At 73.6% G+C, this 22,195-nt stretch carries 23 protein-coding genes; 15 read left to right on the top strand and 8 right to left on the bottom strand.

Annotated elements, in window-relative coordinates; all coding sequences use genetic code 11:
• The first annotated feature begins 25 nt into the window (after nt 1–25).
• The 3 genes from O7613_RS23385 to O7613_RS23375 are packed head-to-tail and all read left to right on the top strand — an operon-like array spanning nt 26 to nt 2,912.
• Nucleotides 26–1,192: an acyl-CoA dehydrogenase family protein gene (locus O7613_RS23385; RefSeq protein ID WP_282290013.1), complete on the top strand. Its 1,167-nt coding sequence runs from the start codon at nt 26–28 to the stop codon at nt 1,190–1,192.
• Nucleotides 1,193–1,250: 58 nt separating this feature from the next.
• Entirely contained in the window at nt 1,251–2,270 is a 1,020-nt protein-coding gene (locus O7613_RS23380; protein ID WP_281590044.1) for a type III polyketide synthase, read from the top strand.
• Between the two features lie 39 nt (nt 2,271–2,309).
• Nucleotides 2,310–2,912: a hypothetical protein gene (locus O7613_RS23375; RefSeq protein WP_282290012.1), complete on the top strand. Its 603-nt coding sequence runs from the start codon at nt 2,310–2,312 to the stop codon at nt 2,910–2,912.
• A gap of 7 nt (nt 2,913–2,919) precedes the next feature.
• Here the strand turns inward: O7613_RS23375 and O7613_RS23370 are convergent, their stop codons facing one another.
• Nucleotides 2,920–3,612, bottom strand: coding sequence for a hypothetical protein (locus O7613_RS23370; RefSeq protein WP_282290011.1), 693 nt, complete (start codon nt 3,610–3,612; stop codon nt 2,920–2,922).
• Nucleotides 3,613–3,939: 327 nt separating this feature from the next.
• Here O7613_RS23370 and O7613_RS23365 point away from each other — a divergent pair, with 327 nt between their 5' ends.
• Entirely contained in the window at nt 3,940–4,425 is a 486-nt protein-coding gene (locus O7613_RS23365) for a CarD family transcriptional regulator (RefSeq protein ID WP_013288937.1), read from the top strand.
• Nucleotides 4,426–4,479: 54 nt separating this feature from the next.
• On the top strand, nt 4,480–5,175 hold the full coding sequence (gene ispD, locus O7613_RS23360; protein ID WP_281586319.1) for a 2-C-methyl-D-erythritol 4-phosphate cytidylyltransferase: 696 nt from the start codon (nt 4,480–4,482) through the stop codon (nt 5,173–5,175).
• Nucleotides 5,176–5,186: 11 nt separating this feature from the next.
• Here ispD and O7613_RS23355 read toward each other — a convergent pair whose 3' ends face one another.
• Nucleotides 5,187–6,149 carry a hypothetical protein gene (locus tag O7613_RS23355; RefSeq protein WP_282290010.1) on the bottom strand — a complete coding sequence of 321 codons (963 nt, stop codon included), beginning with the start codon at nt 6,147–6,149 and terminating at the stop codon, nt 5,187–5,189.
• Between the two features lie 298 nt (nt 6,150–6,447).
• On the opposite strand from O7613_RS23355, the gene ispF reads away from it, so the two are divergent.
• Nucleotides 6,448–6,930: a 2-C-methyl-D-erythritol 2,4-cyclodiphosphate synthase gene (gene ispF / locus O7613_RS23350; protein WP_282290009.1), complete on the top strand. Its 483-nt coding sequence runs from the start codon at nt 6,448–6,450 to the stop codon at nt 6,928–6,930.
• Nucleotides 6,931–6,966: 36 nt separating this feature from the next.
• Here ispF and O7613_RS23345 read toward each other — a convergent pair whose 3' ends face one another.
• Nucleotides 6,967–7,500 (bottom strand): hypothetical protein, encoded by a 534-nt coding sequence (locus O7613_RS23345; protein ID WP_282290008.1) that lies wholly within the window; start codon nt 7,498–7,500, stop codon nt 6,967–6,969.
• 188 nt (nt 7,501–7,688) lie between these two features.
• Between O7613_RS23345 and O7613_RS23340 the strand changes: the two genes are divergently transcribed.
• Nucleotides 7,689–9,041 carry a BTAD domain-containing putative transcriptional regulator gene (locus O7613_RS23340; protein WP_282290007.1) on the top strand — a complete coding sequence of 451 codons (1,353 nt, stop codon included), beginning with the start codon at nt 7,689–7,691 and terminating at the stop codon, nt 9,039–9,041.
• A 51-nt stretch (nt 9,042–9,092) separates the two neighbouring features.
• Nucleotides 9,093–10,091 carry a tetratricopeptide repeat protein gene (locus O7613_RS23335; protein ID WP_282290006.1) on the top strand — a complete coding sequence of 333 codons (999 nt, stop codon included), beginning with the start codon at nt 9,093–9,095 and terminating at the stop codon, nt 10,089–10,091.
• A 3-nt stretch (nt 10,092–10,094) separates the two neighbouring features.
• Here O7613_RS23335 and O7613_RS23330 read toward each other — a convergent pair whose 3' ends face one another.
• The gene (locus O7613_RS23330; RefSeq protein ID WP_281586325.1) at nt 10,095–11,291 is read right to left on the bottom strand and encodes a homogentisate 1,2-dioxygenase domain-containing protein; all 1,197 of its coding nucleotides are present in this window, start codon (nt 11,289–11,291) and stop codon (nt 10,095–10,097) included.
• Nucleotides 11,292–11,384: 93 nt separating this feature from the next.
• On the opposite strand from O7613_RS23330, the gene O7613_RS23325 reads away from it, so the two are divergent.
• From O7613_RS23325 to O7613_RS23305, 5 genes are all read left to right on the top strand, one after another.
• The gene (locus tag O7613_RS23325; protein WP_282290004.1) at nt 11,385–12,245 is read left to right on the top strand and encodes a hypothetical protein; all 861 of its coding nucleotides are present in this window, start codon (nt 11,385–11,387) and stop codon (nt 12,243–12,245) included.
• Nucleotides 12,242–13,441 carry a fumarylacetoacetase gene (gene fahA, locus O7613_RS23320; protein ID WP_282290002.1) on the top strand — a complete coding sequence of 400 codons (1,200 nt, stop codon included), beginning with the start codon at nt 12,242–12,244 and terminating at the stop codon, nt 13,439–13,441. The genes O7613_RS23325 and fahA overlap by 4 nt, the downstream gene beginning before the upstream one ends.
• A 144-nt stretch (nt 13,442–13,585) precedes the next feature.
• Nucleotides 13,586–13,795 (top strand): DUF397 domain-containing protein, encoded by a 210-nt coding sequence (locus O7613_RS23315; protein ID WP_282290000.1) that lies wholly within the window; start codon nt 13,586–13,588, stop codon nt 13,793–13,795.
• Between the two features lie 110 nt (nt 13,796–13,905).
• A complete protein-coding gene (locus O7613_RS23310) occupies nt 13,906–14,388 on the top strand; it encodes an SRPBCC family protein (protein ID WP_281586329.1) in 483 nt (160 codons plus the stop codon).
• 124 nt (nt 14,389–14,512) lie between these two features.
• Nucleotides 14,513–15,766, top strand: coding sequence for a PQQ-binding-like beta-propeller repeat protein (locus O7613_RS23305; protein WP_282289998.1), 1,254 nt, complete (start codon nt 14,513–14,515; stop codon nt 15,764–15,766).
• Between the two features lie 61 nt (nt 15,767–15,827).
• On the opposite strand, the gene hisC is transcribed toward O7613_RS23305, so the two are convergent.
• The 4 genes from hisC to hppD all read right to left on the bottom strand — a co-directional run bounded on the left by hisC (nt 15,828) and on the right by hppD (nt 19,967).
• Entirely contained in the window at nt 15,828–16,922 is a 1,095-nt protein-coding gene (gene hisC / locus O7613_RS23300; protein WP_282289996.1) for a histidinol-phosphate transaminase, read from the bottom strand.
• Nucleotides 16,919–17,962 carry an RDD family protein gene (locus O7613_RS23295; protein WP_282289994.1) on the bottom strand — a complete coding sequence of 348 codons (1,044 nt, stop codon included), beginning with the start codon at nt 17,960–17,962 and terminating at the stop codon, nt 16,919–16,921. The genes hisC and O7613_RS23295 overlap by 4 nt, the downstream gene beginning before the upstream one ends.
• 87 nt (nt 17,963–18,049) lie before the next feature.
• A complete protein-coding gene (locus O7613_RS23290) occupies nt 18,050–18,751 on the bottom strand; it encodes an RDD family protein (protein WP_282289992.1) in 702 nt (233 codons plus the stop codon).
• 10 nt (nt 18,752–18,761) lie between these two features.
• Nucleotides 18,762–19,967 (bottom strand): 4-hydroxyphenylpyruvate dioxygenase, encoded by a 1,206-nt coding sequence (gene hppD, locus O7613_RS23285; protein ID WP_282289991.1) that lies wholly within the window; start codon nt 19,965–19,967, stop codon nt 18,762–18,764.
• Nucleotides 19,968–20,106: 139 nt separating this feature from the next.
• On the opposite strand from hppD, the gene O7613_RS23280 reads away from it, so the two are divergent.
• A complete protein-coding gene (locus O7613_RS23280) occupies nt 20,107–20,595 on the top strand; it encodes an Lrp/AsnC ligand binding domain-containing protein (RefSeq protein ID WP_281586335.1) in 489 nt (162 codons plus the stop codon).
• A gap of 158 nt (nt 20,596–20,753) precedes the next feature.
• Nucleotides 20,754–22,151: a PQQ-binding-like beta-propeller repeat protein gene (locus O7613_RS23275; RefSeq protein WP_281590045.1), complete on the top strand. Its 1,398-nt coding sequence runs from the start codon at nt 20,754–20,756 to the stop codon at nt 22,149–22,151.
• Nucleotides 22,152–22,195: the final 44 nt, after the last annotated feature.

Raw genomic sequence — 22,195 nt, 5'->3', positions numbered from 1 at the left:
TAAGGGACGCGGAGAGGGAGGCGACATGACTGTGGACGCGCTGGGGGCGGCCCGCCGGTTGGCGCCGCGACTGGCCGCCCGCGCGGCCGGGCACGACCGGGACGGCTCGTTCCCGGCGGACGACTTCGCCGACCTGCGGGAGGCCGGCCTCTTCGGGTTGATGGTCCCGCGCGAGCTGGGTGGGCTGGGGGCGACCTTCGCCGAGTACGCCGCGGTCGCCACCGAGCTGGCGCGCGGCAACGGCGCGACCGCGCTGGTGTTCAACATGCACGCCTCGGTCACCGGCGCGTTGGGCGCGGTCACCGAGGAACTGGCCGAGGCGCTCGGCGTACCCGAGGAGGCGCTTGCCGCCCGGGACCGGCTGCTACGCGCGGCGGCCGACGGCGCCTGGTACGCGGTGGCGATGAGCGAGCGCGGCGCCGGCGGCCGGTTGTCCCAGCTCAGCACCGTCTACGAGCCGGTCGACGGTGGCTGGCACATCAAGGGCAGCAAGACCTTCTGCTCCGGCGCCGGCCACCCGGACGGCTACCTGGTGGCCGCGCGCAGCGCCACCGACCAGTCCGTGGTCTCCCAGTTCCTGGTGCCGGCCGGGGCGGGGATCACGGTGGAGCCCACGTGGGACTCCCTCGGTATGCGCGCCACCTCCTCGCACGACCTGCACCTGGACGTGACCGTGCCCGCCGACCGGCTGCTCGGCGGCGTGGAGGGGCTGGCCCTGGTGGTGGCCCAGCTCATGCCGCACTGGCTGGTGGCCAGCTACGCGGCCGTCTACGTCGGGGTGGCGCGGGCCGCGATCGACGCCGCCGCCGAGCACCTGAACGCCCGGAACCTGGCCGGCCTGCCGGCGGTCCGGGCCCGGCTAGGCCGGGCGGACGCGGCCACCGCGGCGGCCGAACTGGCGGTCACCGAGGCGGCCCGATGGGTCGACGAGAACCCCGGCGACGCCGAGACGAACCGGTGGGTGTGGCGCGCCAAGCTGCTGGCCGGCACCACGGCAGCGGACGTGGCGGCATCCATGCTGGAGGCCGCCGGCACCTCGGCGACCCGCCGGGGCCATCCGCTGGAGCGGCTCTACCGGGACGCCCGGTGCGGCTCGCTGCACCCGGCCACCTCCGACGTGTGCGCCGACTGGCTCGGCATCGCCGCGCTCGGCGGTGACCCGGACCGGGACGGCACGGCCCCTCGTTGGTGAGCGGAGACAGCTATCGAGAGGTGGGGACGTGGGCGTACCGGTGATCGCGGGTCTGGGCATGGCACAACCGCCGGGCGCCGCGCAGGCCGAGCTGTGGTCGGGCTTCTTCGAGAAGCACTTTTCCGGCACCACCCGAGCGCTGGCCGAGAAGATCTTCGCCAATTCCGGGGTGACCCGCCGGCAGGCCGCGGTGAATCCCCTGCTGGAGGACGTCTCGGAGTGGCCGACCGAGCGTCGGATGCGCCGCTACCAGGTGGAGGCGCTGCCGCTCGGCAAGGAGGCGGTCGGCCGCGCGCTCACCGCCGCCGGCCTGGACGCCAGTGAGATCGGCCTGTTCGTGGTCTGCTCCTGCACCGGCTACGCGACCCCCGGGCTGGACATCCTGCTCGCCCGGGACCTGGGCATGGCCCGGGACACGCAGCGCATGTTCGTCGGGCACATGGGTTGCTACGCGGCCCTGCCCGGGCTGGGTGCGGCGAGCGACTTCGTCACCGCCCGGGGGCGGCCCGCGCTGCTGCTCTGCGCGGAGCTGACCAGCCTGCACATCCAGCCGCCGGGCGCGCGGGTGGACACCCAGCAGATCGTCTCGCACGCGCTCTTCTCGGACGCCGCGGTCGCCGCCGTGGTCGTGCCCGGCGGCCGGGGGTACGCGGTACGCGAGGTGACCTCGGTCACCGACACCTCCACCGCCGACCACATGACCTGGGACGTCACCGACACCGGCTTCCGGATGGGGCTGTCGCCGAAGGTGCCGATGGTGCTTTCCCGGTTCGTCCGTGACCTGGTGGACGATCTGCTGGCTCGGCACGGGCTCGGCCGGTCCGAGGTGGACGGCTGGGCGGTGCATCCGGGCGGCCCCCGGATCCTCAACGTGGTCGAGCGTGAGTTGGCCCTGCCGCCGACGGCGCTCGCGGCGTCCCGGCAGACGCTTGCCGAGCACGGCAACTGCTCGTCCCCGACGGTCCTGCTGATCCTGGACCGGCTGGGCCGGGCGTCCCCGTCGCCGCGTCGGGTGGTGATGCTCGCGTTCGGGCCGGGGCTGACGCTCTACGCGGCCCTGCTGGAACGCGAGTCCTGACGGCTCGCCGGGGATCGTCCACATGGTTACGCTGCACGCATGGCGTCCGAGGAGCGGATCCGGCGTGTGTTGCTGGCCGGCCTGACCGTGCTGGCGTTGGCGTTCGGCGCGTGGTGGTGGCGGTTCACGGCGCCGGCTGTCGACCCGGTGACGGGCCGGCCCGCCGACGACATCGTGCACTCACGTGTCGATCTCGACGCCGCGACCGGCGAGGTGCTGCCGGGCCGGCCGGCCGGCTCGGATCCGCTCGTCGGCGTGGTTCCACGCGCCGTCCGGGACGGTTCCGATCCGGACCGGTCGGTGGTGATCCGGGTGAACCCCGACGGGGCGGCGCGCCCGGTCCGGGTGTCGCACGTGGTGTGGCGGGAGACGTCCGAGCTGCCGGCGGACGGGCAACCTGTGGTGCGGCAGGTGACCCCGTCGCCGGGCGACACGTACCAGCTGTCGGTGGGCTGCTCCGGCGGCGGGGCCGTAATGATGCGGCTGACCGGCGCCGACTCGGACGACCTGGAACGGGTGCACGACTGCGACGGGACGTTCGACGTCTTCTTCGTGGAGGGCGCCGGCGGGCGGGTGCGGGTGTGGTTCGCCGCGCTGCGGGGCGAGCCCCGGCTCGACGCCCGGCTGGAGGCGCTCTACTGAGGCCGGGTCAACCGCTCAGCCGGGCCAGGTCGGCCTGGTAGTCGCCCGCGGGGCCGAGCTCCGGCACCACCCGGACCAGCGTGCCGCGCCGGTCCACGAGCAGCGCGGCGGCGGTGCCGGGGTGGGCGGCGAGGTGCAGGTAGGAGCGCAGGCCGCCGGCCGGGTCGCCGAGTGGGCGTACCCCGGTCGCGATGGCGGGTCCGGCGCTGCGGCCCTCGGTCACGGTGACCACGGTGACTCCGGCGGGCGCGGTGGCCGCCGCCGTGCCGACCTCCTCGGTGCAGGTACAGGCGTCGACCAGGATGATCATGGCGGGCAGCAGGCTGCGCAGCGGCACCGGCGTGTTGTCGGCGCCGACCAGGTCGAGCGCGGGCAGCGGGCCGACCACCGGCGGGCTGGCCGTGGTGGCCCGGGGGAGCACGGTCGGGCCGCCGGCCCGGTTGGACCGGGGCCAGGTGACGGCGGCCAGCCCGGCGAGCGTGACAAGCATCGAGATCAGCAACGCCAGGAGGGGGAACCCGAGGCGCACCGGGCCGGGGTGACGGGAGCGCCGGGTGCCGCGGCGCAGCTCGCGGCGGATCTGCCGGGCCTCGTATTCGAGCGCCGAGGCGTCGTCCGGCACCACCACCCGGCCCCATTCCGGAGGGAGCCCGGGCAGGCCGTCCGGCGGCCCCTGGCCGTCAGCGTCAGGCACGCCCATCGGACCCCCAGGAACGTCTCGGCGAGCGGACGTCGCGTCCACCCCCAGGGTCCCGCACCGGGGGCCGTACCGCCACACCTGGGCGCGAATGGAGTTGCGGAGCTACCATGGAAGGAGCGCATTGCCCTAGATCCGTATGCTCCGACCGGCCGTACCCGGTAGTCATTTGTTCGTGACGGAGCGTGTTGAAACCATCGACTTGAGCTCCTGTCAAGCCGAAGAAAGACCTCTCACAGGGCCCCTGAGCTGCGCCAACGATCAGGACAGCGGTGAGACATCGGTGCCTGAGCGTGTTACCCTAGACACAGCGAAAGGGGTTTCGAACCTATGGTTTTCAGTGTCGGCGAGACCGTTGTTTACCCCCACCACGGGGCCGCACTCATCGAGGCAATCGAGACTCGGGTGATCAAGGGCGAGCCCAGGGAATACCTCGTCCTGAGGGTCGCACAGGGTGACCTGACGGTCCGGGTGCCCGCCGAGAACGCCGAGATCGTGGGTGTGCGCGAGGTGGTCGGCGAAGAGGGCCTGGGCAAGGTCTTCGACGTGCTCCGTGCACCGCACACCGAGGAGCCGACCAACTGGTCGCGGCGTTACAAGGCGAATCTGGAGAAGCTGGCCTCCGGTAACCCGCTGAAGGTGGCCGAGGTCGTCCGCGACCTGTGGCGCCGGGAGCGGGAGCGGGGCCTGTCGGCGGGCGAGAAGCGCATGCTCGCCAAGGCTCGTGACATCCTCGTGGGCGAGGTCGCACTGGCCGAGAAGAGCACCAAGGACGAGGCGGAGACGCTGCTCGACAAGGTGTTGACCGAGGCCTGATCCGCATCTTTGCCTCTACCCGCACCGCAGCGAACGAAAACCGAGGACCGCGACGTGACCGCGCAGCTCAATCCGCGCGGTGACGTCGCGGTCCTCGTTCCTGCGGCAGGTGCCGGGGTACGCCTCGGCCCCGGTGCCCCCAAGGCGCTCCGACCGCTCGCCGGGGAGCCCCTGCTGGTGCACGCAGTCCGGCGGATCGCCGCCGCGCCGTCCGTGCACACGATCGTGGTGGCCGCGCCGGCCGCCGACGTCGCATCGGTGCGGGCACTGCTCGCGCCGGTGGCGCCGGTGACCGTGGTGCCCGGCGGCGCCGAGCGGCAGGCGTCCGTCGCGGCAGCGCTCGCCGCCGTGCCGGCCGGGCCGGAGATCGTCCTGGTGCACGACGCGGCCCGGGCGCTGACCCCGCCCGACCTGGTCGAGTCGGTCGCTGCGGCGGTCCGCGACGGGCACGACGCGGTGATCCCGGTGCTGCCCGTGGTCGACACGATCAAGGAGGTCGACGCCGCCGGGCGGGTGCTCGGCACCGTCGACCGGGCGGCCCTCCGGGCGGTGCAGACGCCGCAGGGCTTCCGCCGCGCGGTGCTCGATGCCGCGCACCAGGCGGCCGGTGATCCACTCACCGACGACGCCGGCCTGGTGGAGAAGCAGGGCGTCGCGGTGTTCTGCGTACCCGGCGCCGAGCTGGCCATGAAGATCACCCGCCCGTTCGACCTGACCTTGGCCGAACACCTCCTGACCACGGGTTCCTGACGCCCTGACCGTCAGAGATCGGCCGTCGAGCGAGCCCGGCGGAGGCGATCACGAACCACGTACCGCTGGCCCTGGGTGAAGGCGCTTCCCCTGCCCCGCTCGTGATGAGGTATCGCAGCGGGCAGGGTGAGGTGGCCGGCCGACCCCGGAGCGGTAAGACCGAACACCTGATAGCGGCCTTCGGTCCAGCCGTGCTTCCGACTGACTTCGATGATCTCGGCGAGGGTTGCGTCCAGGGTTTCGCCCGTTGTCCGAAGTCGGTTGATCTCACCCACCGTCCAATCGACGTTGTCCAGGCGGAAGAGGATCTTGGCAACCTCCTGATTGATCTGGCGCTGTGAGTAAAACGCCAGGTGCTCCACCGGCTGGCAGACGTACGCGCGTGCCGCCTGGTAGAGCCCCCAGGCGTTCCTGGCGGAGACAACGACGGTGTCGTTGCGCGGCGCGGGGCGCTGCCGGTGCACCTCGGTGACCCGCTCGGTTCGGGCGAGCCAGTGGGCGGCCTGAGGGTCTGCCCACCTGGCGACCTCGATCATCTGGCTGAGCCGGAAGGGCACATCCGTGGTGAGAAGTGAGTCATGGTGCGCGAGCCGGTTGCGGAACATCCGAAGCGCGTTCAAAGCGCTTGCCACGTCATGACGTTTCCCGGACGAGTACGGGAAGGACCGGTGCAGGGCATCCCGCCACAGTTGCTCGTGCTCCGAGCCCAGGAGCGCGACCCAGAAGCCGAAGCTCAAGCTGGCGATGATCTGGTCGCGCGTCTCTTTCCGAGGATGCTCCCGCCGCAACCGGTCGCGAACCTCAGCGACGTTCCGGTCGATGCGGTCCTGGACCGGCCGCCTGACGCCGATCGGAAGAAGGACCCAGGGAATGCCCTTCTCCGGCTCGCCCAGGTGCTCTCGCATCACGCGGTCGATCGCATTGCGCGTGACGACCTCGACGTAGTGGAACGCCTCGAACGAGGCGCCCGTCAAGGCAACGCTCCACTCGTACAGTTCGCACGCCTTGCTCTCGTCGCCACCCGCGGCAGCCAGGTAACTCTGGAACCGGCCGGACGAGATCCAGCGCTTGACGGTACGAGCATGGGGATGCGGCGTGACGAGTCGGATGCTAAGTGTGACGAGGCTCCGGAGGCGCTTCCCACGCCGAACAAGAAAGAGCCCCAGGCGCGTGCACGGAGGCAGAGGCGACACTGGGGCGTACAGGGAAACATTAAGCGCACGCCAGCACCATCGTCAAGGACGGCTACGGGCCCGCGCGTACGCTCGGGTCATGATCGTTCCTCTGGTGGCCGTCGGCACCGACGTGCACGCGTTCGCGGCCGGGCGGCCCTGCTGGGTCGCCGGCCTGCACTGGCCGGGTCAGGAAGGCCTGGCCGGGCACTCGGACGCCGACGTGGCGGCGCACGCCGCCTGCAACGCGCTGCTCTCCGCCGCCGGCCTCGGCGACCTGGGGGCCAACTTCGGGGTGGACCAGCCGGAGTGGGCGGGTGCCTCCGGGGTGGCGCTGCTGACCGAGAGCGCCCGCCGGGTGCGGGCGGCCGGCTTCGCGATCGGGAACGTCTCCGTCCAGGTGATCGGCAACCGGCCCAAGATCGGGCCGCGGCGGGACGAGGCGCAGCGGGTGCTCTCCGAGGCGGTCGGCGCGCCGGTCACGGTCTCCGCGGCGACCACCGACGGCCTCGGCTTCACCGGGCGCGGCGAGGGGCTCGCCGGCATCGCGGTGGCGCTCGTGTACGAGGCCCCGGCCGACTGACGCGGCGACCGGGCGCGCCGGTCGCCGCGCCGGGATTCAGTCGACGTCGGTGCAGACGTTGTGGGTCGTGCCGTGGAGCATCGTGATGGCCTTGTCGAAGGTGGGGGTGAACGCCACCCGGAACCGGCCGTCGACGATCCACAGCCCCTTCGGCAGCGAGCCGGCGTTCTCCCGGAAGCCGAGCAGCACCGGACCGGAGACGTACCAGGTCATCGATCCGTCGGTGCGGTAGACGACGAGCGAGGTGCCGCTCGCGTCCGCGGTGGAGGTGGCCCCGGTCTCCAGGTTCGTCACCCGGTCGATGAGGGCGCCGGTGAACAGCTCCCGCTTGGGTGAGCCGTCCGGGTAGGTCGCCAGGGTCAGTTTCCGCACCTCATCGACGATCGGCTCCACCCGCACCGCGAACTCGCACCGGGCTCCGGCGGGCATCTCGAACGCCTCCTGGGGCGCCGGCACCCAGGCGCCGGCACGCGCGCTGCCGCTGCCGGCGGCGGTCGCCGGGCCGGGCTGGGTCGCGACGACCACCGCCAACACCGCCGCCAGGGCGACGCTCATCCTGCTGACACGCATGATCACTCCGTCCGGGTCACTTGTCGGGGACGGGATCAGCCTCGGCACCGTGACTCACCATCGGCTCACCGTGTCGACGGCGCCGCCGGCCCGTCCGGTCGGTGCCCGGGGCCGCGCGCCGAGCTGCCCGACCACGCGCTCACCGCCGGCTGGCAACCGTCGGCCCCGGCTGGCTCGTCCTCGTCGGTATGGAGTTCCGCCTGCTCGGGCCGTTCGAGGCCCGCCACGACGACCGGCCCGTCGAGCTCGGCAGCCGACGCCAGGAGCGCTGCCTGCTCGGGCTGCTGCTGCTCGACGCGGGTGCGGTGGTGCCGACCGACCGCCTCATCGACCTGCTCTGGAACGGTCTGCCCCCGGCCGGGGCGCGCGGCGCGGTGCAGACGTACATCGGTCGGTTGCGGGGCGCATTGAAGCCGTACGGGGTGCGGATCAGCACCCGAGGTGAGGGCTACGTCGTCGAGGATGGCGGGCATCGCGTCGACGTCGACGAGTTCGGCGAACTGGTCCGGGCGGCAGGTGGCGCCGCGGACCCCGCCGAGCGGGTGCGGTTGCTCGACCGGGCGCTCGCGCTCTGGCGGGGGCCGCTGCTCGCCGCCGAGGCGGACGGCGAACTTCGCGACCGCCTGCACGGCCCGTGGGAGGAACTCCGCCTGGTGGCGGTGGAACTGCGCGCCGAGGCGCAGCTCGCGCTGGGCCGGCACGGCCGGGTGATCGCCGAGTTGACGCCCCTGGCCGCCCGGCATCCGACCCGGGAACAGCTGGTGGCCGTGCTGATGACCGCCCTGTACCGGGGCGCGCGGCGGGCCGATGCGCTGCGGCTCTACCGCACGACCCGGGAGTTGCTCGTGGCGGACTTCGGCGTCGAGCCGGGGTCGCGGCTGCGCGAGGTACGCCGACGCGTCCTGGCCGGCGACGACCGGCTCGACCGGGTGGGGCGGCCCGCGTACGAGGTGCGGGTCCGCGACGAGGCCCTGCCCTGGAGCGTCGGCGGCCATCCCGCCCTCGACTTCTGCAACACCTTCGCCGGGTGGGGACTCGGATCCCCGCTGCCCGGGGCCGAGTGGCTGCGCGGCTACCGGACGCTTGCCGTCTGGGCCGGGCACGTCGGGCTGGCCGACGAGGTGTCCGTGAATCGCCTGCTGCACCTGGCCCGGCGCGACCCCGACACGGCGGAGGCGGTGCTCGCCGAGACCCGTACGCTTCGGGCCGCCCTCTACGCCAGCCTGGTCGAGCCGGCCGACCGCCGGGCGTTCGACGTGGTCGCCCGGGCCGCCGAGGCAGCCGCCCGGAACCTGGTGTTCCGGCGCGAGGGGGAGGGGCGCGGGCGCTGGTGGGTCGCCCTCGCCGCCGGGTTGCGGCTGCCCCTGCACGCCGCCGCGTTCAGCGGCGCCCAGTTGCTCGCCGACGCGAGTCGGTTCACCGTCCAGGTCTGCGCCGACGAACGCTGCGGGTGGTTGTTCCTCGACGAGAGCGGCAGACGCCGCTGGTGCAGCCTCGGGACCTGCGGGGGTCGGGCGGACGCGCCCTGCCGCAGCGCCTGAGCGGCGACGCTTGTCGACGGGAGGTGGGGCGGGGCGGTTACGCTCGCCGGGATGCCGAGTGACGCCACCCCCGACCAGTCCGCCGCCGACGGCTTCCTCCAGCGGGCCCACCTCCTCGCCGAGCTGGGCCGTTACGACGAGGGCATCGGCGAACTCACCGCGTTGATCGCGACGGAGCCCGCACACCTGGGCGCGTTGACCATGCGGGCCCGGATGCAGCTCGCCGCCGACCGTCCGGCCGAGGCGCTGGCGGGGGCCGAGGCGGCGCTGGCGGCGGCGCCGGGTGACGTGCCGGCGCTCGTGGTACGCGGGCTCGCGCTGCTCGACCAGGAGCACTGGAAGGCCGCGGCGGGCACCGCGGACGAGATCCTGGCGCTCGGCCCGACCGACCCGTACGCGCAGCGCAGCGCCGCCGCGATCCTCTCCGCCGCACGGAACGGGCAGCCGGCGCTCGACGCGGCCTGGCGGGGGGTCGAGCTGACCCCGGATGAGCCGGAGGCGCACCTGGTGCTCGGCCTGGTCTCGGTCCGGCTGGAGCTGTTCGACCTGGCCGAACGGGCCTACCGCGAGGCGTTGCGGCTGGACCCGGAGCTGGCCGGGGCGGGGCAGGACCCGGGCGTGGCCCGGCTGGAGCGCCGCCGCTACGCGGAGACGCTCGAGCACCTGACCGAGGTGGCCGAGATCTCACCGGCCGGGCCCGATCCGGTCCGGTCCGCCGACGACGGCCTGCGCCGGCTGGTGCTGTCCGCCGCCGGCTGGTCGCTTGCCGCCACGCTGCTTGCCGCCGGGCTGGCCCCGGTCGCGCCGGGTGTGTCCCGGCTGCTCGCGGTGCTGGTGGCGGTGGGGGTTGGCGTGTTGGCGGGGCTGCCGGCGGCCCGGTCGCCCGGGCTGCGGGACGCCATGTCGCGCGGCCTGGCCCCGGCGGTGTACGCGTCGGCCGCCGGACCGCTGCTGCTGGCCGTGTACGCGCTGACCGGCGGCCCGTGGCCGTTGGTGGCGGCGACCATGGTCACGGTGTTCGCCTGGTTCACCGCGTTCCGCCGGGGGTAGGGGTCAGGGTTTGCGCGCCCAGGTCCAGGCGTAGCCGTCGTCCTCGCAGGCGGTGCCCGCGTCGCAGAGGTCCAGCGGGCGGAACGTGTCCACCATGACCGCCAGCTCGTCGAAGAAGTCCGCCCCGATCGAGCGTTCGGCGGCGCCCGGCTGCGGGCCGTGGGTGAAGCCGGACGGGTGCAGCGAGATCGAGCCCTGCTCGATGCCGGAGCCGCGCCGGGCCTCGTAGTTGCCGCCGGTGTAGAAGAGCATCTCGTCGGAGTCGACGTTGTGGTGGTGGTACGGCACCGGAATGGCGGCCGGGTGGTAGTCGACCTTGCGCGGCACGAACGAGCAGATGACGAAGTTCGGGCCCTGGAACGTCTGGTGCACCGGCGGCGGCTGGTGGATCCGCCCGGTGATCGGCTCGAAGTCGTGGATGGAGAACGCCCACGGGTACATGTGCCCGTCCCAGCCGACCACGTCGAACGGGTGGTGCGCATAAACATGACGCGTCCAGGCTGTGCCGCTGCCGCCCGGGCCTGCGGCCCGAGAGCGGTGCCGGACCAGCACTTCCACTTCCTCGCCGTCGACGAGCAGCGGGGTGTCCGGCCCCCGGACGTCGCGCTCGCAGTACGGCGAGTGCTCCAGGAACTGCCCGCGGACGGAGAGGTAGCGCTTGGGCGGGCCGATGTGCCCGGCCGCCTCGACGGCGAGCAGCCGGGTCGGCTCGTCACCGGTCGGCACCAGGCGGTGGATGGTCGAGGTGGGGATGACCACGTAGTCGCCGGCCACCGCGTCGAGCACGCCGAACGGCGACTCCACCCGCAGCGAGCCGGATTCCAGGTAGAGGCAGTGGTCGCCGGTGGCGTCGCGGAACAACGGCGAGGGCCGGTCGGCGAGCACGTACGCGATCCGGACGTCGTCGTTGGCGAGCAGGTACCGCCGGCCGAGCACCGGGTCCGCGCCGCTGCCGTCGAGTTTGTGGGTGCGCAGGTGGCGCGGCTTGAGCGGCAGGTTCGGCACCCGGGTGACGGTGGGCGGGGCGTACTCCTCGGCGGCGAGGATCGCGGTCGGCGCGTGCCTGTGGTAGAGCAGCGACGAGTCGGAGGAGAAGCCCTCCTGGCCGACCAGCTCTTCCGCGTAGAGCGTGCCGTCGGGCTGTCGGAACTGGGTGTGGCGCTTGCGGGGCACCTCGCCCACGCTGCGGTAGTAGGGCATTTCGCCTCCCGTTATGTCCCGTTGCCGGCCGGTGGCGTCCGATAATCGGACGCTGTTGTCCGTTCCTCGTAGCGTCCCGTACATTCTTGTCTCGTGTCAACGCAGGTGCCCCGCCTCCTCACCGGCCTGGTGGACGACGCCGCGGTCTTCCCGCCGGGCAACGCCGCGCTGCCCGACGCGGTGACCGCGCACCGCGAACACCGCACGGCCTGGTACGCGGACCTGGTGGGCCCGCTGCTGCTGCCCGCCTCGGAGATCGTCCGCGGCGCGCTGCGCGGCCTGGTGGACCCGGGCCTCGTCATCGGGCTGATCGGCGACACCGGCCTGGACCGGCTTCCCGAGGCGCTGGCCGCCCTGACCCCGGACGGCGTGACCGCCCGGCAGGTGGAGGCGCCGGTCGCCAAGCGCGGCGAGGACCCGCAGCCCGGCGTGGCCCAACTGGTCGCGTTCGCCGGCCGGCTCGACGGCACCGCCGTCTACGCCGAGATCCCGCTGACCTTCGGGCTGATGGGCGCGCTCGACGCGCTCGCCCGGGCGCGCGCCGACGGGCTGCCGGTGGCGGCCAAGTTCCGCACCGGCGGCCTCGCCGCCGAGCTGTTCCCGACGCCTGTCGAGCTGGCCGCGGTGATCTGCGCCTGCCGGGAACGGGACCTGCCGTTCAAGCTCACCGCCGGGCTGCACCACGCGATCCGGCACCGCGACCCGGAGACCGGCTTCACCCACCACGGCTTCGTCAACGTGCTGGCCGCCACGCTTGCCGCCGTCGAGGGCGCCGAGGTGGACGCGGTGGCCGAGCTGCTGGCCGCCACCGACCCGCTGCGCGTGGTCGAGTCGGCCCGGGCCCGGCGCGAGGCGCAGCGCCCGCTCTGGGCCGGGTACGGCTCGTGCAGCATCGCCGAACCACTTACCGATCTGATCCGGCTGGGGCTGGTGAACGGAGGCTATGACCTATGAGCTGGGTTGAGGGCGCGGCGGGGTCGCCGTACGGGGTGACGAACCTGCCGTACGGCGTGTTCCGGCACGGCGACCGCGAGCCGCGGATCGGCGTCCGGATCGGCGAGTCCGTGCTGGACCTGGCCGGCGCCGAGGCGGCCGGTCTGGTGCTGGCCGGCGGCGCGCTGGGCCGGCACACGCTCAACGCCTTCCTGGCGCTCGGCCGGCCGCAGTGGACCGCCGTCCGGGAGCGGATCGTCGAGCTGCTCACCGACTCGGCCCACCGGGCGGCGGTGGAGTCGCTGCTGGTGCCGGTACGCGAGGTCGAGCTGCTGCTCCCGTTCGAGGTGGCGGACTACGTCGACTTCTACTCCTCGGAGCACCATGCCGGGAACGTCGGGCAGATCTTCCGGCCCGGCCAGCCGCCGCTGCTGCCGAACTGGAAGCACGTGCCGATCGGCTACCACGGCCGGGCCGGCACCGTGGTCGTCTCGGGCGCCCCGGTGGTCCGCCCGATCGGGCAGCGGGCCAGCGCGCAGGGCCCCACCACGGGCGCGTCGGTGCGCCTGGACATCGAGGCTGAGGTCGGCTTCGTGGTCGGGGTGCCGAGCCGGCTCGGCGAGCGGGTGCCGGTGGACGACTTCGCCGACCACGTGTTCGGCGTGGTGCTCGTCAACGACTGGTCGGCCCGGGACATCCAGGCCTGGGAGTACCAGCCGCTCGGCCCGTTCCTCGGCAAGTCGTTCGCCACCTCGGTCTCCGGCTGGGTGACGCCGCTCGACGCGCTCGCCGCCGCGTTCGTGCCCGCGCCGGACCAGGATCCGCCGGTGCAGGAATACCTGCGGGACACCCCGCACCTCGGGCTGGACCTGACCCTGTCGGTCGAGTGGAACGGCGAGCGGGTGGCCGAGCCGCCGTTCGCCACCATGTACTGGACCCCGGCCCAGCAGCTCGCCCACCTCACCGTCAACGGGGCGTCGCTGCGCACCGGCGACCTCTACGCCTCCGGCACCGTCTCCGGTCCGGAACGTGACCAGGTCGGCTCGTTCCTGGAGCTCACCTGGGGCGGGGCCGAGCCGGTGAAGTTCGCCGACGGCACCCAGCGGACCTTCCTGGAGGACGGCGACACGGTGACGATCACCGCCACCGCGCCCGGCCCGAACGGCACCACTGTCGCGCTCGGCGAGGTCACCGGGACGATTCTCCCGGCCCGCTGAGATCCACCTTCTTCAACGACGGCCCCGATCGCACACCGGGTGCGATCGGGGCCGCTTCCTTGTGCGTTTATCGACGCGGGTCGAGTGCGGCCCGGGCGGTGCCGGTCCGGGACGTACGAGGAAGAGAAACAGGAGGGATCGAACATGACCGAGTTGACCGGCGCTGTCTGGCGCACCAGCAGCCGCTCCAACGATCAGGGCCTCTGCGTCGAGGTGGCCACAAACGTGGTCGCCGCGCACGGCGTGGTGGGCGTACGCGACTCGAAGGACCCGGAGGGGCCTGCGCTCGCGGTGAGCCCGCCGGGCTGGTCCGCGTTCGTCACGGCGCTGCGGGGCGACGCCTTCCGGGGCTGACGATCCACGGGAACGCCGGCGCCCCGTCCGGGGTGCCGGTGGTGGAATTGTCGCCACGGGGCTCCACGGGACCGGTGCCGGCCCGTACCGTGGATGACACGGGAGGTGCCATGTCGACGGTTACCGTTTCCGCTTTCATCGAGGCGCGGGACGCCCATCTGTGGCGCCTGCTGACCGACCTCCCGGCCCGTGCCGACTGGCTGTCCGCGGTGGGCGCGGTCGAGGTGCTCACCCCCGGTGGGTTCGCCCCCGGCACCACCTGGCGGGAGACCCCGGCCCGGCCGGACGGCGGGGCCCCGCCGGAGGAGTTCGAGGTGGTCGAGGCCGTCGCGCCGCGCCGCCTGGTGCTCGGCTCGCGCGGCTCCGGCGTCGACTACCGGATCACCTGGACGCTGCGCACGGTCGAGCGGCGGCGGCGCGGCTGCACCGAGGTCACGGTCGAGCAGCAGGCGGTGCCGACCCGGCCGTACGGGCGGGTCCTGGCGCTGATCCTCGGCGGCCTGGCCGCCCGGGCGGTGGAGGGCGCGCTCCGGCGTGACCTGGCCGACCTGGCCGTGGCCGCCGGCCCGTCCCGCTCCGCCGAGGCCGCCTGAGCGCTCCGACCGCCCTCGCCTCGCCGGCCGCGAGCCGCGAGCCGCGAGCGGGCGGCAGCCGGGAGCCGGGCGACCGGGTCGCGCTCCGGACCTGGCCGGTAGGGTGCCGGGGCGGAGGTGGCGGATGGCGGAGGCCGGCAGGCGGCGGGCCGTGGTGGCGCTGGCGGCGGTGCTGGCCGTCGCGGCGTCGGTCGCCGTGGTCGCCCGGGTGCTCGCGCCGGCAGAGGTCGAGACCGTGGCCCGGGAGCCCTACTCGGCACTGCCCGCACCGACCGCCGGGGTGATCGGGCGGCTGCCGGTGGCGCCGCTCGTCGTGGACGGCCGGCTCCGCGTCTACGCGGGCGCCCGCCAGGTGTACGCGGACCAGCCGGTCACCGGCCGGCACCGGGTCACCCCGTTCTGGTCCTACCGGCGTTGGCCGGCGACGCTTGTCGGGGTGCTCGCCGTGGGCACGACCGTGGTCAGCCGCTGGTCGGACGGCAAGCTGGTGGCGCTCGACGCGCGTACCGGACGGGTGGCCTGGCGTGCCGACGGCCCGGAGCCGGGGTCGACGGCGGAGCCCCGACGCACCTTCGCCGCCACGGTCTGGGATCCGGCCGGCCTGCACGTGGCCCGCGCCGCGGACGGGCGCGACGTGCTGCTCGCCGCCGGTCCGGGCGCGGTCGGCGGGTACGCCCTGGGCGACGGCCGCCGGCTCTGGCACGCCGAGGTCGGTCGCGGCTGCCGGGTCGACGTGGGCAGCACCGCGAGCGGCGAGATGGTCGGCGTGGACACCTGTGCCGGGCCGGACGCGGTGGAGCTGCGGGACGCGACGACAGGTGTGCTGCGGACCCGCTGGCGACCGCCGGACGCGCCGGACCGGCTCGTGGTCACCCCGGTCGGCTGCCGCGCCGGGCACTCCGGGTGCCGTGGCCTGCGTACGGCCGGGCCGGCCGGCGAGGACAGCCGGGGTTGGCTGGTGACGGATCCCGGCGAGCCGACGGCCGCGCCGGGCCTGGACGGTCCGGACTCGGTGCTGGACGGCGAACGGGTGGTGGACACGTCCGGTCCGGTGGTGACCGGACGGTCCGCGCGTACGGGTGAGGAGCTGTGGCGCCGGGCGGACGTCCACCCGGCCCGGGTGCTCGCGGTGGAGCCGGGCCGGGTGCACCTGCTGACCGACCGCCGGGAACTGGTCACGCTCGATCCGTTGACCGGCGCGACCCGGTCGGAGTTCGTGCTCGACGTCGGGCGGGACGGGATCGGCTGGCAGCCGGGCCGGGCGTACGCGGTGAGCGGCTACGTCGCGGTGGAGCGGGTCCGGGAGGACGCCGTCCCCGAGGACGACGACCAGGGCTGGTTCCTGATGGCCGAGCCGGTGCTGCTCGCCGCCACCTGACGCCTCCGGCCGATGAGAAGGGGCCCCTTCTCGACGCCAGGCGTTAAGAAGGGGCCCCTCCTTAAGCCTCGGCGGCGGCCAGGAAAGCGTCGTTCTCGGCCGGGGTGCCGATGGTGACCCGCACCCCGTCGCCCGGGAACGGCCGGACGATCACGCCACGCGCCTCGCACGCCTTGCCGAACTCCATCGCGCGGTCGCCGAGCGGCAGCCACACGAAGTTGGCCTGGCTCTCCGGCACGTCCGGCACGAACTTGCGCAACGCCTCGGTGACCCGGTCCCGCTCGGCCACCACCAGTGCGCAGCGCCGCCGCACCTCGTCGGCCTGGGCCAGCGCGGCGAGCGCGCCGGCCTGCGCGGCCGTGCTGGTGGAGAACGGGGTGACCACCTTGCGGACGGCGGCGGCCACCGCCGGCGCGGCGACCAGCCAACCGATCCGCAGGCCGGCGAGACCCCACGCCTTGGACAGCGTGCGCAGCACCACCACGTTCGGCCGGTCCAGGTAGTCGAGGCCGTCCGGCACCTCGGCGTCGGTGACGAACTCCCGGTACGCCTCGTCGATCACCACGAGCACGTCGTCCGGCACCGCGTCGAGGAAGCGGTCCAGCTCGGCGCGGCGCACCGCCGTACCGGTGGGGTTGTTCGGGTTGCAGACCAGGATCATCCGGGTCCGGTCGGTCACCGCCGCCGCCATCGCGGCCAGGTCGTGCCCGTGCCCGGCGTCGTTCGGCACCCGCACGCTCGTCGCGCCGCTTGTCGCCGCGATGATCGGGTACGCCTCGAAGGAGCGCCACGAGTAGATCAGCTCGTCGCCGGGCAGGCAGGTGGCCCGCACCAGGTGCTCGGCGAGCGCCACCGAACCGCAGCCGGTGGCGATCCGGTCGGCGTCCACGCCGTAGCGCTCGGCGAGGGCCTGGCGCAGCGCCACCACGCCCATGTCCGGGTAGCGGTGCGATCCGGCGACCGCCTCGGCGACCGCCTCCACCACGCCCGGCAGCGGGCCGTACGGCACCTCGTTGCTGGCGAGCTTGATCGCCTCGGGAAGGCCCAGCTCCCGGGCCAGGTCGGCGGGGCTGCGGCCGGGCACGTAGTTGGGCAGCGCGTCCAGGTCGGCGCGGGTGAGCCGCAGCGCGGGCTGGGGACGTCCGGTCTCGGTCATGGGGATTCTCCCGGGGGGTCGGCGCGGTCGCGCGGGGTGGTGGGGGCGTCGGGCCGGGCGCGGGGGAGCTGGACCACCACGGTCTGCGCCCGCTTGTCGTGCAGCGCCTGGCGCAGCGGTTGGTCGAACAGCGGGGAGACGGCGTCGACGAACTGGAACAGCAGGCCGAGCCCGCAGCAGTACCAGAGCAGCGTGGGCAGGCCGAGGGTGCTCCACCGCCGGAACGCCCGGCCGAAGCCGAGCGGTTGGTCCGTCTCGACCGGCAGCGCGCGTACGCGGGCCAGCCGCTTGCCGAAGGTCTGCCCGCGCGCCGCCATCGACGGCACCTCGTACGCGAACCAGAGCGCGGTGGCGATCAGCAGGATGACGACCTGGAGCCCGCCGGCCTGGTCGTCGATCTGGGGCAGCCCCTCGGTGGACGTGTCACCGTTCAACGCCCGGCGCATCGTCTCCCGCAGGTAGGGCTCGATCGCCTCGAAGTAGCGCCAGACGAACCATCCGTTGACCAGGACGTTGAGCAGGAACACCACGCCGAAGTCGATCAGGCGGGCCACCAGCCGGGCGCCGTACGAGGCGAGCGGCAGGCCGTGCGGGCGCGGGACCGGCGGTCGGCCCGGCCACTGCGGGTAGGGCCAGCCCGGCGGTGGTCCCTGCTGCCCCGGCTGCCCGGCCTGCCCGGGTTGTCCCGGCCAGGCCGCGCCCGGCCCCGGTGGCCCGGACCACTGCTCGGGCTGGTGCGGCTGGCCCGGCCACTGCCCGGGCTGGTGCGGCTGCCCGGGTCGGCCGGGCTGCCCCGGCCCGTGCCCGGGCTGCCCCGGCGCGCCTGATGTCGGGGCGTGCCCTGGCGAGTCGGCCGCGCCGGTGTGCGGCGTCGCGCCGGAGGTCGGCGTCGGGGCGGTCGGCTCGGGCTCGGCGGGCGGGGGACCGTCGGGCGGGGTGACGTCGACCGGGATCGGCGCGCCGATCCAGCCCTCCCCGTCCCACCACCGGCGGGTCTCCGGCTCGGCGGGGTCGACGTACCAGCCGGGTTCCACACTCACGGATGTGCCTCGCTGTGCTCGTTCAACGTCACGGTGCCCCCTCAGTTCGCGACTGCGGGGCTCGCAGGCCCGGCTCGCTCCTCACGCTCACGGACCAACCTTAACGACGACCGTGCCGGCGAACTTGTCGTGCAGGCACTGCTGCCAGGGCTTGTCCCAGAGCTGCCAGAACCCGTCGAGGTAGTTGAGGAACGGCACGAGCGACCCGGCGACGAACTCGACAAGCCAGCGCTTGCCGAGCATGCCCCGGGTCAGCGTCGCGCCGGGACTCGCCGGGATGATCCGCAGCTTCATCACCCTCTTGCCGAGCGTCTGCCCGGTCCGGCGGGCGTACTCGACGTGGTAGAGCCAGTAGAAGACGAACAGGAACGCGATGATTCCCAGATCGGCGGCGAGCAGCGGGAAGAAGAAGTCCGCCCAGACCGCCGACGGGTCCGGTCCCTCCGGGCCGCTCTGCTCGATGTTCCCGACCGCACGGAAGATGATGACGAAGAAGATCGGCAGGAAGACGAACATTGCCACGGCCGACGCCACGGCGGTGTCGATCAGCCAGGCCAGCAGCCGGTCGCCGAAGCTCGCGAGCGGCTGCCCGTCCGGTGCCACCGGGGGCGGGGCGAATCCCGGATACGGGGCGTACCCGGGTGGCGGCGACGGGTAGCCGGGGAGGTCGGCGTACGTCGGCGGGGTGTGCTGCACGGGCACCGTCGGGCCGGCGGGCGGCGCGACGCCGCCGCCCGGGGGCGGGGGCCCGGCGGGCGGCGGCGTCGTGTTCGGGGGAGGCTGGGTCACGCGGACAGTGTCACAGATTGCCGCGCTTCTCCTGCTCCCGCTCGATCGCCTCGAACAGGGCCTTGAAGTTGCCCTTGCCGAAGCCGAGGGAGCCGTGCCGTTCGATCAGCTCGAAGAAGACGGTGGGCCGGTCCTGCACCGGCTTGGTGAAGATCTGGAGCAGGTAGCCGTCCTCGTCCCGGTCCACCAGGATCTTGCGGGACTGAAGCTCCTCGATCGGCACCCGCACGTTGCCGATGCGGGCGCGCAGCTCCGGGTCCTGGTAGTAGGAGTCCGGGGTGTCCAGGAACTCCACGCCAGCCGCCCGCATGGCGTCCACGCTTGCGAGGATGTCGTTGGTGGCCACCGCGATGTGCTGGGCGCCGGGGCCCCGGTAGAACTCCAGGTACTCGTCGATCTGCGACTTCTTGCGGGCCACCGCCGGCTCGTTGAGCGGGAACTTCACCTTGCGGGTGCCGCTGGCGACCACCTTGCTCATCAGCGCGGAGTAGTCGGTGGCGATGTCGTCGCCGATGAACTCGGCCATGTTGGTGAAGCCCATGACCCGCTTGTAGAACTCGACCCACTCGTCCATCCGGCCCAGCTCGACGTTGCCGACCACGTGGTCGACGGCCTGGAAGAAGCGCTTCGGCTGGAGGCCGGCGTCGACCATCGGCTGCCGGTCCACGATCGGGCCGCGGGCGACGAAGCCGGGCAGGAACGGGCCGGTGTAGCGGGACCTGTCGACGAGGGTGTGCCGGGTGTCGCCGTACGCGGCGATGGACGCCATCCGGACGGTGCCGTGCTCGTCGCTGACGTCGTGCGGCTCCAGCAGGCCGGTCGCGCCCTGGGCGGTGGCGTGCGCGTACGCGGCGTCCACGTCCGGCACCTCGAGCGCGATGTCGGAGATGCCGTCGCTGTGCGCGGCCACGTGCTCCGCGCCGTCGGCGTCCGGGCGGACCACGCCGGTCAGCACGAACCGGGCCGAGCCGCTTGTCAGCACGTACTGCGCGTGGTCCCGGTAGCCCTGCTCCGGGCCGCGGTAGGCCACGCAGGTCATGCCGTAGGCGGTGGAGTAGTAGTGCGCCGCCTGCTTGGCGTTGCCGACCAGGAAGTGCAGGTGGTCGAGGCCCCGGACCGGGAACGGGTCCCGGCTGATGTCGTGGTCGACGGCGCCGACGAGAACGTCGGCGTCGGTCTCCTCGGTGGGCTGGGGTCGGTCGATCGCCTGGGTCATGGTGGCCTCCCTCGCGTACCGGCCGGCCTCGTGGGCCGCCGTGGTGTGCTTGTCCGGCGAGCATCGCCGGAGCCTCTCGGGTTGGGCAACAGTTGCCGAAATTCCTGGTCAGGTTGTGCATTCGGTATGGTGAACCACCATGAACACTGATCAGGATGTACAGCTCGACGAGCTGGACGCCCGCTTGATCGAACTGCTCGCGCAGGAGCCCCGGATCGGGGTGCTGGAGTGCTCCCGGCGGCTCGGCGTGGCGCGCGGCACGGTCCAGGCCCGGCTGGACAAGCTGGTCGGCCGGGGCGTGGTGGGCGGGTTCGGGCCGGACATCTCGCCGGCCGCGATCGGCTTCGGGGTGACCAGCTTCGTCACCCTGGAGATCAGCCAGCGGCACGGCCACGACCAGGTCACCGCACACCTGGCCGCCATCCCGGAAGTGTTGGAGGCGCACACCATCACCGGCTCCAGCGACCTGCTCTGCCGGATCGTGGCCCGGTCGAACACCGACCTTCAGCGGGTCATCGACCAGATCGTCGCCTCGGAGGGCATCCGGCGCGCCTCCACCATCATCGCGCTGGCCGAGCAGATCCCCTACCGCACGCTGCCGCTGGTCCGCTCCGCCGCCCAGCGGTGAAGGAGGGGCCCCTGCTTAACGCATTCGGTAGAGGCGGGGCCCCCTATTAACACCTGAGGCCGCGCAAGAAGCGGCGCGACACGCCCCGCGCGAAGCCCGGGGGACCGGTGATCGTCGCTACCGTGTCGGGTGTGAAGGGCCTAGGCGCACGCGGCTGGTTGCTGCTCGGGCTCATCACCGTGGTCGTGCTCGCCGCCACCGGCGTCTGGAACCCCTTCCCCGGCCTGTGGGACTGGGTCGACCGCAGCAAGCCGATCTCCGAGCCGGACGTGGTCTGGCAGCAGCGCGTCGGCGGCACCCCGCGCAGCGTCACGATCGCGGGTGACACCGTGATCGTGGAGCAGCGCACCCGGGTCGAGTCGCGCAACCTCGCCGACGGCACCCAACTCTGGGAGCGCAAGGCCGACTGGTCCGCGGTCGCCGGCAGCGGACGCGAGTCGGTCGTCGCCGTGGGCAAGCTGCTGAACAAGGGGTACGAGGTGCTCGACCCGGTGACCGGGGTGACCCGTCGCCGCGACGATCGCGCGATCGCCGTCTGGACCTACCGCAACCTGCTGCTCGACGCCTACTGCGTGGAGCCGACCGACTGCACGTTGCGGGCCTGGGAGCCGCGCGGCAACGCTCCGTTGTGGACCGCCTTCCTGCCCGGCGTACACAGCGGTCTGCTCGCCGACAACCCGGAGCTGCGCGGCACCCGCCGGCTGGACGCGACCCGGATCGACGGCGAGGTGGCCGGGCCGGAGTCGGTCCCGCCGCTGCTGGGTTTCCCGGTCGACGGCCGGGTGCACGTGCTGGACACCGCGACCGGCCGGGTGCTCCAGAACGTCGAGCCCGGCCGCGACGAGCGGCTGTCCGTGGTCGGCGGCCGGCTGCTCCGGATCGCGGCGACCTCCCGCGACGGGAGCTGCTACTTCGTCATCACCGCCGTCGACCCGGCCACCGGCCAGCAGGTGTGGCGGCGGGCCGGGATCAACCTGCGCACCGCGGACTCCGCCGGCTGCGTGCAGCGGGAGGATCCGCAGGGCGCCCGCAATGTGCTCATCGGGGTGGCCCCGGACGGCCGCGAGGCGGTGCTCGACGGGTACGACGGACGGCCGCTCCAGGTCGGCGCGGAGGGTGAGAAGCTGCTCGCCGTCGACGACAGGTACGCGGTGGTGCGCGGCGCCGGCAAGGATTCGCTGCTCGGCCGTGAGCTGTCGGCCGACCGGACCCGGTGGACCCGTCCGGCGGGCAGCAGGAGTGGCGCGGCGCTCACCCCGTACGCGGTGGTGATCAGCGACGAGAAGCCGTCCCGGCTGGTCGCGGTCGAGCCCCGCGAGGGCCGGGTGCTGGTCGAGCTGCGTACCTCAGCGAACGCTCTGGCGGTCGGCCCGAACGGCATGATCATCGGCGAGGGGCGGGAGATCGGGTACGTCCGCTGGGGCGCCGCTGCCGCCGGGGTGTCCCGGCCGGACCAGGGCCCGGTGCCGGCGCCCGACCCGGCCGACACCGGTCGTCCCCCCAGCGACCAGGGCAGTTGCGGGCCGAAGCGGGAGCTCTGCGCCGACGGGAAGTGACGCGCGGTGAGATGGGCGTCCCACGACCCACCGGCGGGTGTCAC

Source organism: Micromonospora sp. WMMD975 (assembly GCF_029581215.1).
GTDB lineage: Bacteria > Actinomycetota > Actinomycetes > Mycobacteriales > Micromonosporaceae > Micromonospora.
Note: the sequence above shows the minus strand (reverse complement) of the source record. Positions and strands in the feature narration are given on the sequence as shown.

Bases quoted from the DNA above. Each gene is read 5' to 3' on its own strand.
- O7613_RS23375 (WP_282290012.1), top strand. From the start codon at position 2,310: ATGGCGTCCGAGGAGCGGATCCGGCGTGTGTTGCTGGCCGGCCTGACC.
- O7613_RS23370 (WP_282290011.1), bottom strand. From the start codon at position 3,612: ATGGGCGTGCCTGACGCTGACGGCCAGGGGCCGCCGGACGGCCTGCCC.
- O7613_RS23315 (WP_282290000.1), top strand. From the start codon at position 13,586: ATGACCGAGTTGACCGGCGCTGTCTGGCGCACCAGCAGCCGCTCCAAC.
- O7613_RS23385 (WP_282290013.1), top strand. From the start codon at position 26: ATGACTGTGGACGCGCTGGGGGCGGCCCGCCGGTTGGCGCCGCGACTG.
- hisC (WP_282289996.1), bottom strand. From the start codon at position 16,922: ATGACCGAGACCGGACGTCCCCAGCCCGCGCTGCGGCTCACCCGCGCC.
- fahA (WP_282290002.1), top strand. From the start codon at position 12,242: ATGAGCTGGGTTGAGGGCGCGGCGGGGTCGCCGTACGGGGTGACGAAC.
- O7613_RS23335 (WP_282290006.1), top strand. From the start codon at position 9,093: ATGCCGAGTGACGCCACCCCCGACCAGTCCGCCGCCGACGGCTTCCTC.
- O7613_RS23345 (WP_282290008.1), bottom strand. From the start codon at position 7,500: ATGCGTGTCAGCAGGATGAGCGTCGCCCTGGCGGCGGTGTTGGCGGTG.
- O7613_RS23280 (WP_281586335.1), top strand. From the start codon at position 20,107: ATGAACACTGATCAGGATGTACAGCTCGACGAGCTGGACGCCCGCTTG.
- hppD (WP_282289991.1), bottom strand. From the start codon at position 19,967: ATGACCCAGGCGATCGACCGACCCCAGCCCACCGAGGAGACCGACGCC.
- O7613_RS23330 (WP_281586325.1), bottom strand. From the start codon at position 11,291: ATGCCCTACTACCGCAGCGTGGGCGAGGTGCCCCGCAAGCGCCACACC.
- O7613_RS23340 (WP_282290007.1), top strand. From the start codon at position 7,689: ATGGAGTTCCGCCTGCTCGGGCCGTTCGAGGCCCGCCACGACGACCGG.
- O7613_RS23305 (WP_282289998.1), top strand. From the start codon at position 14,513: ATGGCGGAGGCCGGCAGGCGGCGGGCCGTGGTGGCGCTGGCGGCGGTG.
- ispF (WP_282290009.1), top strand. From the start codon at position 6,448: ATGATCGTTCCTCTGGTGGCCGTCGGCACCGACGTGCACGCGTTCGCG.
- O7613_RS23365 (WP_013288937.1), top strand. From the start codon at position 3,940: ATGGTTTTCAGTGTCGGCGAGACCGTTGTTTACCCCCACCACGGGGCC.
- O7613_RS23310 (WP_281586329.1), top strand. From the start codon at position 13,906: ATGTCGACGGTTACCGTTTCCGCTTTCATCGAGGCGCGGGACGCCCAT.
- O7613_RS23380 (WP_281590044.1), top strand. From the start codon at position 1,251: ATGGCACAACCGCCGGGCGCCGCGCAGGCCGAGCTGTGGTCGGGCTTC.